This window comes from Roseovarius sp. JB2-10, from assembly GCF_055693585.1.
The window spans coordinates 3,897,979-3,913,083 of sequence record NZ_CM146337.1 but is presented as its reverse complement, the minus strand read 5'-3'; the positions used below and the strand labels follow the sequence as shown (position 1 = coordinate 3,913,083).

Genomic DNA, 15,105 nt, shown 5'->3' with positions numbered 1-15,105 from the left:
GGCGTATTGGTATGATATTGTTGCTGGCCATTTGGGGCGCCGCCTAGTAATGGGTCCGTTCGCGCGCAAACAGTCCGACAGGATATTTTCCTTGAAACACGCAATTCTGGCAGTTTTTGCCGACAAGATTTCCATGCCGGACCTGCGGATCATGGAAGATGAGAAATTTACCGTGTCGCGGGTGCGGATTGAATTGCTGGCCGGATTGACGGTGGCGCTGGCGCTGGTGCCCGAGGCGGTGGCCTTTGCCTTTGTTGCCGGTGTTCATCCGCTTGTGGGTCTTTATGCGGCGTTTCTGGTGGGGTTGATCACGGCCTTTATCGGTGGGCGCCCGGGCATGATTTCCGGGGCCACAGGGGCCCTCGCCGTCGTGATGGTCGCGCTGGTCGCGCAGCACGGGGTGGAATACCTCTTTGCCACTGTGGTTTTGATGGGGATCTTGCAGATCATCGCGGGTGCGCTTCGGTGGGGCAAATTCATCCGTCTGGTGCCGCACCCGGTGATGTTGGGCTTTGTCAACGGGCTCGCCATCGTGATTTTTCTGGCGCAACTGGGCCAGTTCAAGGTGCCCGGCACAATGGAAAATACAGGCCATGGCATGAGCGGCGGTCAATGGCTCCCGGCGGCTGAGATGTACACGATGCTGGGTCTGGTGGGGCTGACTATGGCGGTGATCTGGGTGATGCCGCGCCTGACGCGGGTCATCCCCGCGCCGCTCGCTGGTATCGGTGTTGTGGCCGGGCTGGTGATTGCATTTGGTCTTGATGTGCCGCGCGTGGGCGATCTGGCCTCGATCAAAGGCGGGTTGCCCAGCTTCCATATTCCCATGGTACCACTGACGTTTGAGACGTTCGAAATTATTTTGCCCTATGCCGTCATTCTGGCCGCGATTGGCCTGATTGAAAGCCTGCTGACATTGAACCTGGTCGGTGAAATTACCGGAAGGCGGGGCGGGGCCAGTCAGGAATGCATCGCGCAGGGCATCGCCAATTCCGTCACCGGGTTTTTCGGCGGTATGGGCGGATGCGCCATGATTGGTCAGTCGATGATCAACGTCAAATCGGGTGGACGTACACGGATTGCGGGGATCGCGGCGGCGTTTTTCTTGCTTGTTTTCATCCTGTTCGCGGCCCCGATGATCGAACAAATTCCGCTGGCGGCCTTGGTGGGCGTGATGTTCATGGTGGTGATCGGGACCTTCGCATGGAACTCGCTGACGATCCTGCGCAAAGTGCCGTTCAGCGATGCCGCGGTGATCGTGTTGGTGACGGTTGTGACGGTGAAATACGATCTGGCCATCGCGGTGGTGGTGGGTGTGATCGTCTCGGCGCTGACTTATGCATGGAACAACGCCACGCGCATTCATGCCTTTGAGCGCAATTCAACCTCCGAAGCCGGTGCCAAGGTTTATGAAATCCAGGGCCCTCTCTTTTTCGGTTCAGCTGAAGGATTTAGCGAGCTTTTCAATGTGGAGAATGATCCCGATATGGTGATCGTTGACTTCGCCGCAAGCCGGGTTGTGGATCAATCCGCCCTACAGGCAATCGAGGGTATTGCCGGGCGATATGAGGCCGCGGGCAAGCTGATCAAACTGCGCCATCTGAGCCGCGATTGCCATCAATTGCTGACCAAGGCGGGCCACCTGATGGTCGATAGCGATGATGATCCCGATTACGAATTGGCCGTGGATTATGGCGTGCGAACCGGCGTCTTGGGCTCCGGCCACTAGGCGTTATTCGCCCGGGCGTTTGATGCTGAAGACCTCACGAACAACCGAATAATCCTTGTAGCCCAGCCGGGCCAGCGGGTTGAAACGTGTCACATCAAAGAGCCCGTCGATCAGGCAATCGTCACGCATGTGCACGCCGATCACCTCACCGATGGCCATGAAATTGGCGGCCCCTTCAAGGGGTACAATCTGCGTCAATTTGCATTCCAACGCAGCGGGCGCGGTGGCCACACGGGCGCAGGCAATGGTCTCGCACGCGGCCTTTTCGATGCCCGCGTCGGCAAATTCATCAACGTCGCTGTCCCAGGGACCGGAACTTTGGTTCATCACGTCCCGCGCCGCGTATTCAACGATATTGACGCAAAACACGCCGGTGTCGCGGATATTGGCCAGACTGTCCTTGGTCCCGTCGCGATCCGGTTTCACGCCGGTGGACGCAAACATGACCTGGGGCGGGACATAGGCCACTGCGTTGAAAAACGAATACGGGGCCAGATTGTCGGCCCCGTTTGCACCGCGTGTCGAGATCCAGCCAATGGGGCGTGGCGTCACGATGGCGTTGAACGGATTGTGCGGTAACCCGTGGCCGTTTTTGGGTTCGTAGAACATCTGCGCCTCGCATAGCTGTTTGAACCAGACCTAACGCCGTGCTACCCGCAGTGCCACTGAAATTCGCAAGGAAATGCGCGTGTTACTGCTTCGGCCGGAAGAGAATGACGATTGGTGGGAGGTCGAAGCACTTTATGACTTGTGCTTTGCGCCCGGCCGCGAGGCGTTGTCGTCCTACCGGTTGCGCGATGGGATTGACCCGGTACCTGGCCTCAGCCTGGTGGCGCGCGATCCCGACAATATTCTGGCAGGTGCGATCCGGTTCTGGCCGGTTTTGGTTTCGAACGCGCCGGTTCTGTTGCTGGGACCCGTGGCGGTGCACCCCACGAGACAGGGCGAAGGATTGGGCGGCTCATTGATCCGCGAAAGCCTCCACCTGGCGCAAAAAAGCGATTGGTTGCGGGTGATGCTGGTGGGCGACGCGCCCTATTACGGGCGGTTTGGATTTGCCAAATTGCCGGATGTCGAGATGCCGCCACCCACCAACCCGGACCGAGTTCTGGGCCATGCGCTTCGCCCCGGTGCGTGGGACGGTGTTGCAGGCAAAGTCACCCGCAGTGCTTGAAAGACCGGGCCAAACCACCGATATTTCAGGCATGGAAGTTTTAGAAAACGCCCTGGCGCCACGCGATACGGACCACCGTCTGGATGATTTGGCCAAACGTCACGCGGCGGCTGGCAATATCGGCATTCAGGTGCTGAACCTTGTGGGCGGGCAGGCCGAAAACCTGCTGGACCGTTTGCCCGAGGGCATGCGCAGCCGTTTGGGTGATGGCGCGGAACAGGCATTGAAACTGGCGATGGAGGCCGCGCAACGCTCCCGCGGGCTTGTGGGGGAACAGCCGGGCTGGCTGACCCGCGCGGTCACAACAGCCATGGGGGCGGCGGGTGGTTTTGGAGGATTGCCAAGTGCCATGGCTGAACTGCCGGTCACCACCACGATCCTGTTGCGCGCAATACAGGATGTCGCCGTGGAGTATGGCTTTGATCCGCAGGAAAAAGGCGTGATGTTCGACTGTATCCAGGTGCTGTCCGCAGCGGGGCCGCTTGATCATGACGATGGTTCGGATATCGCGTTTCTAAGCACACGTCTGGCGGTCACCGGTGCCACGATCAATACACTGATCGCCCGGGTTGCACCGCGACTGGCCACTGTTCTGGGCCAAAAACTGGCCGCGCAAACCGTACCGGTACTGGGCGCGGCGGCCGGTGCTGCCACGAATTACGCTTATACCAGCTACTATCAACAGATGGCCCATGTGCATTTTGGCCTGCGACGTCTGGCGATTGATGCCGACCGGGATCATGCTGAATTGCTTGAAGAATTCCGCAAGCGGGTCGAGCGGGCGCCGATCCACCACGCCTGAATTCAGAGTTTTCCCTTGAGGTATTTCATCACGTAAGGCCGCACAGACTGGTGGCCTTCTTCGCTTGCCTCGTCGATCACGGCTTTCAGGTCGACCAGATCTATGCGCCGCAGGATTGACTTCACAGGCCCGATGGAGGCCGGACGCATCGACAGGGTTCGCAATCCGATGGCGGCCAGGCACGCGGCCTCGACCGGGCGGCCCGCATCTTCGCCGCAAAACGATAGCGGCGTGCCGGTGGCGGTGCACCGCGCGACGATGTTTTCCAGAAACGACAGAAAGCTGACATTCAGCGTGTCATACCGGCGGCGCACACGTTCGTTTTCGCGATCTGCCGCAAAGAAGAACTGTTTCAGGTCATTGCCGCCAATCGATAGAAAATCGACATCCTGATAGAATCTGTGTGGCGCAAAAGCGAGCGACGGCGTTTCCAGCATCGCTCCGACGTCGAGTTTTTCCGGGATCGGATGGCCCAGAATTCGTTCGCGTTCCAGAGCCTTTTCCATCTCGGCCCGGCCCATGCGAAATTCTTCGCGTTGCGCGACGAAAGGGAACATGACACTGAGCGGTCGACCCGCGGCGGCACGGATCAGGGCCTGCAATTGCATCCGCATCACGCCAGGCTTGTCCAGCCCCACCCGGATCGCGCGCCAACCCATGGCCGGGTTGGGTTCATCCGTGGCGGTCATATAGGGCAGTACCTTGTCGGAGCCGATGTCGAGCGTTCGGAAAATGACGCGTTTGTCCCCGGCGGCATCGATCACCTTGGCATAGAGTTCCGACAGCTCGGCGCGTTTGGGCATGTGCGAGCGGACAAGAAATTGAAGCTCGGTTCGGAACAGACCCACACCTTCGGCGCCGGAGCTCTCCAGGCTTGGCAGGTCCGCCATCAATCCCGCATTCATCAGGAGCGAGATGTTGGTGCCACAGAGCGTTGTTGCGGGTTTGCCTCGGATCGAGACATAGCGTTCCTGCGCCTGCGTCTGCATGGCCATCTTGTCGCGGAACGCCGCCACGACGGTTTCGTCCGGGCGCAGATGCACAATCCCCTGATCGCCATCGACCAGCACCAGATCGCCGTTGAGTGCCTCGGTGGTGACCCGGTCCGCATGGATCACCAGCGGGATGGCCAGCGCACGTGCCACGATGGCCGCGTGAGAGCCGACCGAGCCTTCCTCCAACACGATCCCTTTGAGTTTGCGGCCGTAATCCAGCAACTCTGCCGGGCCGATGTTGCGGGCAACGAGGATCGGGTCGGGCGGCATCTCGGCGCCTGTTTCATGCCCCTGACCGGTCAGAATGCGCAGCATCCTGTTGCTGAGATCATCCAGGTCATGCAGGCGTTCGCGCAGATACGAATCCTTGACCTGACCCATCCGGGCGCGGGCCGCAGATTGCTCCTTCTCGACGGCGGCCTCGGCCGACAGTCCGCGCGAGATGTCTTCCTCCATCCGCCGCATCCAGCCCTTGGAATTGGCGAACATGCGATAGGCTTCCAGCACTTCAAGCTGTTCCTTGTCGCCTGTGGCCGCACTCGACAGCATCCGGTCGACGCCCACGCGCAACTCTTCTACCGCTTCGGTCAGCCGTTCCATTTCCCGTACGGGATCATCTGCAATCGGGTTGGTCACCACAACGCGCGGTTCGTGCAGCCAGACATGGCCCTGCGACGCGCCTTCCTGTCCGGTGGCCCCCCGGAACAGCACCGGTTGCTGGTGACGCGCGGACATGGCGGCGCCTTCGCCGACAAACGCGCCCAGTTCGGTCATTTCTGCCAGCACCATTGCGACCACTTCGACCGCATAAACCTCTTCGTCCGAATAGAGCCGGGTATCACGCGACTGCACGACCAGAACGCCCAGTTTCTCACCCAAACGCTGGATCGGAACACCCATGAAGGAGGAATACGCCTCCTCGCCGGTCTCGGGCATGTAGCGGAAGCCCTTGGTACCGGGCGCATCGTCGGTATTGATCACAGCACCGGTGCGGGCCACACGGCCCACAAGACCCTCGCCCATGCGCATACGGGTTTGGTGCACGGCGTCCGGGTTCAGACCCTGCGTTGCACAAAGCTCCAACGTGTCCTCATCGCGGAACAGATAGATCGAACACACAGCCGTGTGCATCTCATCGGCGATGAGTTCCGTGATCCGGTCGAGCCGCTGCTGGCCTGCGGTGTCATCGGCCATGACATCGCGCAGGCGGCCCAGCAATTTACGGCTGTCTGTTCCCGACTGATCGTCCATGTCGGTGCTGCCTCCTTCTAAGGCACATGTCATTCCCTGCGTCGAGTAGACCACAGTCTTGGCCCGCACGAAACGGGATTTTATCAACGATTATGAATCAACATTTGCAAAACCGAACGCCAATTGGCGTATCGGCAAGCGTTACGCCGCTTTTTCCAGTTCGAACACGTCATGCAACGCCTGTACGGCAAGTTCCATGTATTTGCGATCGACCAGAACGGAAATCTTGATCTCGGAGGTGGCGATGACCTTGATGTTCACCCCCTCATCCGACAGCGTTTTGAACATCTTTGCGGCCACGCCGGATTGGCTGCGCATCCCGATGCCCACGGCCGAGATTTTGGCCACATTCGTGTCGGCTATCAGGTCGTGGTAGTTGATGTCGCCGCGCTCCTTGGCACCTTCAAGCGCCTTTTCTGCCCGTGTCACCTGATCGGTGGGGCACGAGAAGGTCATGTCCGTGCGGCCTTCTTCAGCGATGTTTTGAATGATCATGTCCACGTTGACCCCTGCATCCGACAAGGGGCCAAAGATCGCAGCCGCGATGCCGGGGCGGTCCGCGACAGAAACGAGGGTCATTTTCGCCTCATCGCGCGAATAGGCAATGCCCGAAACAACGTTTGATTCCATGATTTCCTCCTCGGCGCAGACCAACGTGCCCGCGTCATCCGATTGTTCCTCAAAACTGCTCAACACGCGCAGTTTCACATTGTAGCGCATCGCCAGTTCGACCGAGCGGGTCTGCAAAACCTTGGCCCCCAAAGACGCCAGTTCGAGCATTTCCTCAAACGCGATCTTGTCCAGTTTGCGCGCCTTGGATGTGATGCGTGGATCGGTGGTGTAGACGCCATCGACATCGGTGTAGATATCGCACCGTTCCGCCTCAAAGGCCGCTGCAAAGGCCACGGCACTGGTGTCCGAGCCGCCCCTGCCAAGGGTGGTGATCCGGCCATCCGGCGAAATGCCCTGAAACCCCGCCACCACGGCCACGCGCATTCCTTCCGCGAATTTGGCGGTGATGTTTTCCGTTGGAATTTCCTCGATCCGGGCGGCGGAATGGGCGCTGGTGGTGATCAACGGCACCTGCCAGCCCTGCCAGCTGCGCGCGGGGATATCCATTTCCTGCAAGGTCAATGCCATCAGACCGGCGGTGACGTTTTCGCCCGAGCTGACCACCGCATCATATTCGCGCGCGTCGTATAGCGGGGAGGTTTCATTGACATACCCCACCAGCTCATTGGTTTTGCCCGCCATCGCGCTGACGATGACGATCACGTCATAGCCTTTGGCCACCTCAACGCCCACGCGTTTGGCGGCGCGGCGGATGCGATCCAGCGTGGCAACAGAGGTGCCACCGAATTTCATGACGAGAACGGGCATTGGTGCGTCCTTGGCGAGTAAGTCGCGGGCGGTTTAGGCCGAACGCAGGGGTAGGGCAAGAGGTCCGTGCATCCTAGACAGGCTCTGACGGGCGGAAATCAGTTGGTTTTTCGCCCTGGAACAAATGGCAGAGGCGTGACCGCCACGCCATCTTCAATCAGTTTTTTGGCCTCTTCGGCGTTGGCTTCCCCGTAGATTGAGCGTTCCGGGGATGTGCCATCATGAATATCGCGCGCCTCGCGGGCGAAGTTCATTCCTACATATTCCGAATTTTGCTCGACCTGCTTTTTTAACTCCGCCATTGCCTGTTCGGTCAGCTGCGGTGACGCCTCAAGCCGCTTTTTCTTGCTGTCGCGCACCTTTGGGGCCATGAGCGCCTTTTCGACCTTGGTCGATCCGCAAATGGCACAAGATACCATGCCCGCGGACATCAGCGTGTCAAACGCCGCAGATGATTTGAACCAGCTGTCAAAACGGTGATCGGCGTCACATTTGAGAGTAAACTGAATCATTCAGGCATCCTGCAGCACAGCGCAACAGCTATGCCAAAACCTGCCGGTTTCAAGCAAGGCCCAATTTGCAAGATCATAAGCCGGACGGATCAAAGCTCCGGATGATGTGAGCCAATTCGGGCTCGTCCACCAGTTCGGCTGCCTTTTTGCGCGAATACCATTTGCGCTTTCGTTCGCTTTGTTCGGGGTATGTTTTTGCGAGTTTCTTGACCTTGACCGGGTACACCATTGCGACACAGGGGGTCAGCCCCTCTTCGCCGATGTCGCGCGTGTAGGAGTAAAGTCCAAGCGACGACGGGAAGCCCTTGCCGCGCACACCGCCTTCTTCCCAGGCTTCGGTCAGAGCAGCCTCGCACGGCGTTTTGTTGTCCATCGGCCATCCGCGTGGAATGATCCACCGGCCGGAGCCACGAGACGTCACCAGCAGGATCCGGATTTTCCCGTCCACAATACGATAACAGAGGGCTGCGAACTGCGTCCGAACCCCTGATTTCGATGCCGACAACAAATTGATCGGCTCTTGTTTTGCACCCTGTACGCTCACGGGAATATTCCGCCCTTTAAACCGCTCGTTTTCTTCAATATTTTCCCCAATATGGCAATTATCTTTAAATTTAACAAATTTTTTTGGTTCATTTGGCGTCAAGATGCCCAAATGTAGTGTTTTTGTTGGGGTTTTGCACCACATATGTTTTTCGCGCTTTCGCTTGCGCTGGTATCCACGCGCTGGAATACTCGTACAAATGACGCGTTTTTTTGCCTTCCTCTTCAGCATTTTCTGGGTGTTTGTAACGCCTGTTTCGGCCTCAGCCGGGCAGACTGTAACCATCTTTGCAGCGGCTTCCCTGCGCGGCGCGCTTGACGAGGTAGCGGCGGCTTACACCGGTGATCTCGTTATTTCATACGGCGGCAGCGGTCAGATCGCGCGCCAGATTGCGCAGGGTGCGCCGGCTGATATCGTCATCCTTGCAAATACCGCATGGATGGCTTGGTTGAAGGAAAAAGAATTACTTGAGGGCGGTAAAGCCTTGAACCTTCTGGGAAACCGCCTGGTTCTTATCGGTCCGCAGGATGCAAAACCTCTGGCCGAGCTGAGTGCTGACAGCCTTTTGCAGAGGTTGGGAGAAGGACGCATGGCGATTGGCCACACGCAAGGCGTGCCAGCGGGTATCTACGGGCGGCAATGGCTTGAAACTGAAGGGTTTTGGAATGCTCTTTCGCCCCGTCTGGCGGAGACGGAAAATGTCCGCGCGGCGCTTGCGTTGGTTGCCCGTGGCGAGACACCTTTGGGTTTGGTCTATGCCACCGATGCGCAGGCGGAATCTGGCGTCGTCATTTTGTATGATATCCCTGACGATATGCATGACCGGATCATCTACCCCGCGGCAGTTATTAACAACAATAGCACCCGTGATGCCGTTGATTTTTTAACATTTCTTACAGGTTCAACTGCCGCAAAAATTTTCCAATCACACGGATTTCTTCCCTTGCACAATGAGGCCGGATAATGCTGCGCGCCGAAGAATGGGCCGCCTTGGCGCTGTCCCTCAAGGTCTCATTGGTCGCGACGTTGATCAGCGTGCCCTTGGCGATCGCGGTTGCGTGGCTTTTGTCTCGGCGTGAATTCTGGGGGAAATCCATTGTTAATGCATTGGTTCATTTACCGCTGGTTTTGCCCCCAGTTGTAACGGGTTATATCCTGTTGTTAACCTTTGGCCGCAACGGCACCATCGGAAGTCTACTGGAAAGCTGGGGTATAAGTATTGCGTTTCACTGGACCGGTGCCGCCCTGGCGGCTGGCATCATGGGTTTCCCGCTGGTGGTCCGCGCGATCCGATTGGCATTCGATGCGGTGGATCCCAAGCTTGAGCAGGCCGCCTCTACCTTGGGTGCCGGGAGATGGGCCGGGTTCTTCCTCGTGACATTGCCCCTTATAGCACCGGGCATTCTGGCGGGCGCGGTATTGGGATTTGCCAAGGCCATGGGCGAATTCGGGGCCACCATCACGTTTGTGGCCAACATCCCGGGTCAAACTCAGACTTTGCCATCTGCCATCTACGCGTTTTTGCAGGTGCCCGGCGGTGAGGCCAGCGCGGTGCGTCTGGTTGTCTTGTCGCTCATCGTTGCGTTGGGGGCGGTGTTGATCTCCGAAGGGTTGGCGCGCCGTGTGGCAGACCGGATTGGACAGCGATGAGCTTGACGGTTGAAATTTCCCATGGGTTTGACGGCTTCTCACTCGAAGTTGCTTTTGAAGCGGATGCGGGCGTGACCGCGTTGTTTGGCCCTTCGGGATCCGGAAAAACCAGTGTTGCCAATGCGGTAGCGGGATTGCTCAGGCCGCAAACCGGGCGAATTACCCTACATGACAGGGTGGTGTTAGACACGGCACAGGGGGTTTTTGTACCGCCGCATAAGCGCCGGATCGGATATGTTTTTCAGGATGGTCGCCTGTTCCCGCATTTGTCGGTGGAGGCGAATATCCGCTTTGGCATGCGGTTTTCCCAAGCTGCAGGCGACATCGGGGAAGTCGTGGATTTGTTGGGGTTGGGTGGACTTCTGAACAGACAGCCCGGCAGCCTGTCGGGGGGCGAAAAACAACGCGTCGCATTGGCGCGCGCTTTGATGTCGGGACCCAAGATCTTGCTGATGGATGAGCCGCTTGCCGCGCTGGATGAACCGCGAAAAGACGAAATTTTGCCCTATCTGGAACGGCTCAGAGACCATAGCGATACGCCCATTTTATATGTCAGCCACTCGGTGGCTGAAGTGGCGCGACTGGCGGATATACTGATCCTGTTGAAGGATGGCCGCGTGGCGCATCAGGGGCCTGCCCATGAGGTTTTGAGCGATCCGTCGATGATGCCTTTTGTGGGCGTGCGCGAGGCCGGTTCGATCCTGCAGGCAAAGGTCATGGCGCATGGGCCCGATGGGTTGAGCCGTCTGGCGATCAGCGGCGGTGAACTGATCTTGCCCGGTGTGGATGCAGAACCTGGATCAATCATTAGAATCAGGGTGTTGGCGCAAGATGTTCTATTGTCGCTCGAACGTCCCAAAGGGCTGTCGTCGCGCAATATTCTGGCGGTCGATGTCGAGGAGGTTCGGATGGGTGATGGCCCGGGTGCCGCTGTTTCGCTTCGCACCGGGACCGACAGGATTTTGGCGCGTATAACCGCGCAAGCGGCGAAAGAGTTAAAATTGGAGCCCGGTTTGAAGTGCTTTGCCATTCTCAAGGCGACGGCGGTGGCCAAAGGCAGCATTGGGCACTAGCCCCAAAACGGTTTGCCTACCAACGTTACACACAGAACTTTCCGGCAAAATGTCAGATTTCCGACATTGGCCTGAGTTATCCACAATTTCTTTGGTCGTCACTCCGCGAAGTGACAGGCCACTTCCGTCCCGTTTGGTAATGCCCGCAGCGCAGGGCGCTCCTGACGGCAGCGATCCTGCGCCATGTGACAGCGCGCGGCAAAGGGGCAGCCCTTGGGCAGGTTCACCGGGTCGGGCAGTTCACCCGGTTGGCGGGGTTTGTCGAAGGAGCCGCCTTCGAGCTTGGGGATCGCATCGAGCAAAAGCTGTGTGTAGGGGTGTTTGGGCGTGTCAAAGATTGTCTCGGCCGTGGCCAGCTCCATCACCTGACCCAGATACATGACTGCGACGCGTGTACCGAAATGCTGCACCACGCTGAGGTCATGGGTGATAAAGAGATAGGTCAGCCCCCGCTCTTTTTGCAAATCGGTCAGCAGGTTCAGGATTTGTGCCTGGATGGACACATCCAGTGCCGAGATCGGTTCATCGGCGACAATGAAGGCCGGGTTGGTCACCAGCGCACGGGCGATGGCAATGCGTTGGCGTTGACCGCCGGAAAACTCATGGGGCAGGCGCCGTTGCCAAGAGGGGTCGCATCCGGTGGCCGAGAGCACATCTTCCACCTGCGCGCGGACCTCAACCGCGGACATTTCGGGCATCAGGTGGCGCACAGGCTCTGCCAGGGTTTCAAACACGTTCCGACGTGGGTTCAGGGACGCGTAGGGGTTCTGGAACACCATCTGCATGTCGCGGCGGATGGGTTTGCGCTCGGGCTCTTCCATCTGGTCTATGCGCTTGCCATTAAAGAATATTTCGCCTGCTGTGGGCGTGTTCAGCCCCAGAATGGCGCGGCCTAGCGTGGTTTTGCCACAGCCGGATTCGCCCACGACACAAAAGCTTTCGCCCGGCATGATCGATACATTCACCGTATTGAGCGCGTGCAGAACAGGCTTTTCGCGGCTCAAGAAATGCGTGGGCAGGGGAAAACGGACCTCGACGCCTTTGGTTTCGACAATCGGCCCAGATTTGACACTCTTAGTGCTCATGACGCGGCCTCGGCTTTGTCCCGCAGGGGATTGAAGCAGGCCACACCGTTGACCAGATCAGGCTCGCCTCCGTGGCAGCGTTCCGTCGCGAAATCGCAGCGGGGGTGATAGGTGCAGCCCTTGGGCAGGTTGGTGATCGGCGGCATGGAACCGGGGATCTGATAAAGCTTGGTGCCCCGGCCCGCATGTTGCGGCAGCGCCTTCAAAAGGCCACTGGCGTAAGGGTGGCTCGGGCTATCGATGATCTGGCGTGTGGGGCCGGTCTCAACACATTTGCCCGCATACATGATCATCAGACGCTCAGTCACTTCGGCCACAACGCCCAGATCATGGGTGATAAGGATAAGTGCTACGTCCTTTTCACGACAAAGCTTGAGGATCAGCGCCATGATCTCGGCCTGAATTGTCACATCAAGCGCGGTTGTGGGCTCATCCGCGATGATAATCTCGGGATCGGTCAGAAGGGCAATGGCGATGACGACGCGCTGGCGCAGACCGCCCGAAAGCTCATGCGGATAGGCATCAAGCCGCGATTCAGCCGATGGAATGGCCACTTCTTTTAGCTTGGCAATGCAGAGCGCGCGGGCTTCCTTGTCGCTGATCTTGCGATGCGCGCGCAGGGTTTCCATCATCTGCACGCCGATCGACAGAACCGGGTTCAGTGTGACCATCGGATCCTGAAAGATCATCGAAATGCGGTTACCGCGGATGTCGCGAATCTTGCGTTCGGGCAGGTCCAGCAGGTTTTCACCGTTGAACTTGACACTGCCGTGGCTGACCCGGCCCGGTTCGGCAATCAGGTTCAGGATGGCGAAGGCAAGCATGGATTTACCGGCACCGGATTCGCCCACCACGCCCAGACGTTCGCCTTTTTCGAGTGTCAGGGAGACGCCGCGCAGCGCCTCAACCTCATCGTGTTTGCCACGTGGGAAAGCGACGTGCAGATCAGTGACTTCGAGCATGGCCATCAGTCATCCCCCCGCCGCAGTTTCGGATTGAGCACATCGCGGAGCCAGTCCCCGAGAAGGTTCAGCGCCAGCACAAGCGCAATGAGCACGAGGGCAGGGTAGAAGGTGATCCAGTACTGACCCGAGAAGACGAACTCAAACCCGGAGCGGATGAGCGAGCCAAGCGATGGACGATCCACTGGCATGCCGAGGCCGAGGAAGGAAAGCGCGGCTTCGGTCATGATCGCCTCGGCCACCTGGATGGTTGAGATCACCAGCACGGGCGTGAGCGTATTGGGCAGGATATGCCCCCACATGACCTTGCGCGGCGGCAGGCCAATCACCCGGGCCGCATCGACATATTCCTTGTTTTTCTCGCCCAGAACCGAGGATCGCACGGTACGGGCGAATTTGGGCCATTCGGCGATGCCAATGATGATGATCAGCATGAAAATCGCGTAATCGGCATAGACATTGGCATCGAATGCGGCCTGGAAAAGCGCCAGAACGATGATGGCGATCATCAGCGTCGAGAGTGACATCTGGATATCAGCCAGGCGCATGAGGAAGCTATCGATCCAGCCGCCCTTGTATCCCGCGACCAGCCCCAGAGTGATACCAAGAACGGCTTGCACGATCACCGCGCCAATACCGATGATCAGCGAAATGCCGGTGCCGTACATGATCGTACTCAAAACGCCGCGTCCCTGGGCATCGGTGCCCAGAAGGAACCGGTCGTCACCTCCCGGTTTCCAGGACGGGGGCATTTCACTGTCCATGATGTCCAGCTGGATCAGATCATAGGGGTTTTGCGGTGCAATGAGTGGCGCCAGCGCTGCCATCAGGACCAGCACCAGAAGCACGACACCCGCGCCGATTGCCACCGGATCACTCAGAAAACGTTTAAGGAAGCCCTGCCATGTGATCATGATTTGGCTCCCGGCAGTTTCACCATCGGATTGATGAGGGTGTAGATGAAGTCGACCAGCGTGTTGACCACAACGAAGATCAAGCCAACGACGATGATGTAAGCGATGATCAACGGGGTATCGACGCGGTTCACGGCCTCAAGGAACAAAAACCCCATGCCGGGCCATTGGAACACGGTCTCGGTCAGGATGGTGTAGGCAATCAGCGTCCCGATCATCAAACCGCCCACGGTGACCACCGGCAGCAGCGTGTTGCGGAAGGCGTGCACGTAGCGAATGCGCCCGGTGCTGAGCCCCTTGGCCTTGGCAAAACGGACATAATCCGTGCCCATCGCCTCCATCATCTCGGCCCGAATGAGGCGAATGAAGAGGGGTAGCATGATCGAGCTGAGTGCGATCGAGGGCAGGATGAGGTGGCTGAGGCCATCCAATGTCAGCAGCCCAGTGTCCCAGCCCCAGGGCAGGGTGATCGTGTCGCCCCGCCCAAAAGCGGGCAACCATTGCAGCTCGACCGCGAACATCCAGACCAGGAAAATCGCTGTCAGGAACACAGGCACCGAGATGCCAATGATCGAGCCGGTCATGATGAATTTGGCCAGAAATTTCTCGCGGTTGATCGCGCAATAGATGCCCCCCGGAATGGACAGGGCCAGAAAGAGAACCGTTGCGCCCAATACAAGCTCGAACGTGGCGGGAAATTTATCCATGATGACGTCCAGCGCAGGACGTTTGAAGAAATAAGAGGTGCCCAGATCGCCTTGCAGCGCGTTGCCGATGAAGCGGCCGTACTGAACAAGGAAAGGATCATTGAGGCCAAGCTCATCCCGGAGCGTCTGGCGTTCGGCCTCGGAGACCGACTGACCCACAAGCTCGCGCAGCGGATCGCCCAGATTGTCCTGAATGGAAAAGCCGATCAGTGAGATCACAAACATCACGATCACGGCCTGAATGGCGCGTCGGATGAGGAAAGCTAGGATATGCATGAAAACCTGGCGCTCAAAAGGAAGCGGGCCGGAGGATGTGTCCGGCCCGCG

General features: G+C 58.5%; 15 protein-coding genes. 6 read left to right on the top strand and 9 right to left on the bottom strand.

Annotation, left to right across the window (positions count from 1 at the left end):
* The first annotated feature begins 133 nt into the window (after positions 1-133).
* The gene (locus tag ACZ1HJ_RS19350; RefSeq protein WP_472722247.1) at positions 134-1,729 is read left to right on the top strand and encodes a SulP family inorganic anion transporter; all 1,596 of its coding nucleotides are present in this window, start codon (positions 134-136) and stop codon (positions 1,727-1,729) included.
* Between the two features lie 3 nt (positions 1,730-1,732).
* Here ACZ1HJ_RS19350 and ACZ1HJ_RS19345 read toward each other — a convergent pair whose 3' ends face one another.
* Positions 1,733-2,338: a flavin reductase family protein gene (locus ACZ1HJ_RS19345; protein ID WP_472720253.1), complete on the bottom strand. Its 606-nt coding sequence runs from the start codon at positions 2,336-2,338 to the stop codon at positions 1,733-1,735.
* Between the two features lie 73 nt (positions 2,339-2,411).
* Between ACZ1HJ_RS19345 and ACZ1HJ_RS19340 the strand changes: the two genes are divergently transcribed.
* Together ACZ1HJ_RS19340 and ACZ1HJ_RS19335 are read left to right on the top strand one after the other, a co-directional pair.
* Positions 2,412-2,903: a GNAT family N-acetyltransferase gene (locus ACZ1HJ_RS19340; RefSeq protein ID WP_472720252.1), complete on the top strand. Its 492-nt coding sequence runs from the start codon at positions 2,412-2,414 to the stop codon at positions 2,901-2,903.
* Positions 2,904-2,934: 31 nt separating this feature from the next.
* Positions 2,935-3,705 (top strand): EcsC family protein, encoded by a 771-nt coding sequence (locus tag ACZ1HJ_RS19335; protein WP_472720251.1) that lies wholly within the window; start codon positions 2,935-2,937, stop codon positions 3,703-3,705.
* Between the two features lie 2 nt (positions 3,706-3,707).
* On the opposite strand, the gene ptsP is transcribed toward ACZ1HJ_RS19335, so the two are convergent.
* The 4 genes from ptsP to ACZ1HJ_RS19315 form a co-directional block, all read right to left on the bottom strand.
* Positions 3,708-5,951 (bottom strand): phosphoenolpyruvate--protein phosphotransferase, encoded by a 2,244-nt coding sequence (gene ptsP / locus ACZ1HJ_RS19330; protein WP_472720250.1) that lies wholly within the window; start codon positions 5,949-5,951, stop codon positions 3,708-3,710.
* Positions 5,952-6,092: 141 nt separating this feature from the next.
* Entirely contained in the window at positions 6,093-7,331 is a 1,239-nt protein-coding gene (locus ACZ1HJ_RS19325) for an aspartate kinase (protein WP_472720249.1), read from the bottom strand.
* Between the two features lie 98 nt (positions 7,332-7,429).
* Complete coding sequence (locus ACZ1HJ_RS19320; RefSeq protein WP_472720248.1) at positions 7,430-7,843, bottom strand: DUF1178 family protein; 414 nt, start codon at positions 7,841-7,843, stop codon at positions 7,430-7,432.
* Between the two features lie 73 nt (positions 7,844-7,916).
* The gene (locus ACZ1HJ_RS19315; RefSeq protein WP_472720247.1) at positions 7,917-8,387 is read right to left on the bottom strand and encodes an NUDIX hydrolase; all 471 of its coding nucleotides are present in this window, start codon (positions 8,385-8,387) and stop codon (positions 7,917-7,919) included.
* Here ACZ1HJ_RS19315 and modA point away from each other — a divergent pair.
* From modA to modC, 3 genes are read left to right on the top strand one after another with little or no spacing between them, the layout of a single operon-like run.
* Positions 8,353-9,351, top strand: coding sequence for a molybdate ABC transporter substrate-binding protein (gene modA / locus ACZ1HJ_RS19310; RefSeq protein WP_472720246.1), 999 nt, complete (start codon positions 8,353-8,355; stop codon positions 9,349-9,351). The two genes, ACZ1HJ_RS19315 and modA, sit on opposite strands and share 35 nt — an antisense overlap.
* Positions 9,351-10,037, top strand: coding sequence for a molybdate ABC transporter permease subunit (gene modB, locus ACZ1HJ_RS19305; RefSeq protein ID WP_472720245.1), 687 nt, complete (start codon positions 9,351-9,353; stop codon positions 10,035-10,037). The genes modA and modB overlap by 1 nt, the downstream gene beginning before the upstream one ends.
* Positions 10,034-11,110, top strand: a complete 1,077-nt coding sequence (modC, locus tag ACZ1HJ_RS19300) for a molybdenum ABC transporter ATP-binding protein (RefSeq protein ID WP_472720244.1) — start codon at positions 10,034-10,036, stop codon at positions 11,108-11,110. Before modB ends, modC begins: the two co-directional genes overlap by 4 nt.
* Positions 11,111-11,208: 98 nt before the next feature.
* Here modC and ACZ1HJ_RS19295 read toward each other — a convergent pair whose 3' ends face one another.
* From ACZ1HJ_RS19295 to ACZ1HJ_RS19280, 4 genes are read right to left on the bottom strand one after another with little or no spacing between them, the layout of a single operon-like run.
* A complete protein-coding gene (locus ACZ1HJ_RS19295; protein WP_472720243.1) occupies positions 11,209-12,195 on the bottom strand; it encodes an ABC transporter ATP-binding protein in 987 nt (328 codons plus the stop codon).
* Positions 12,192-13,163 (bottom strand): ABC transporter ATP-binding protein, encoded by a 972-nt coding sequence (locus ACZ1HJ_RS19290; protein ID WP_472720242.1) that lies wholly within the window; start codon positions 13,161-13,163, stop codon positions 12,192-12,194. The genes ACZ1HJ_RS19295 and ACZ1HJ_RS19290 overlap by 4 nt, the downstream gene beginning before the upstream one ends.
* Positions 13,163-14,071: an ABC transporter permease gene (locus ACZ1HJ_RS19285; protein ID WP_472720241.1), complete on the bottom strand. Its 909-nt coding sequence runs from the start codon at positions 14,069-14,071 to the stop codon at positions 13,163-13,165. The genes ACZ1HJ_RS19290 and ACZ1HJ_RS19285 overlap by 1 nt, the downstream gene beginning before the upstream one ends.
* Complete coding sequence (locus ACZ1HJ_RS19280) at positions 14,068-15,054, bottom strand: ABC transporter permease (protein WP_472720240.1); 987 nt, start codon at positions 15,052-15,054, stop codon at positions 14,068-14,070. The genes ACZ1HJ_RS19285 and ACZ1HJ_RS19280 overlap by 4 nt, the downstream gene beginning before the upstream one ends.
* Positions 15,055-15,105 lie beyond the last annotated feature (51 nt).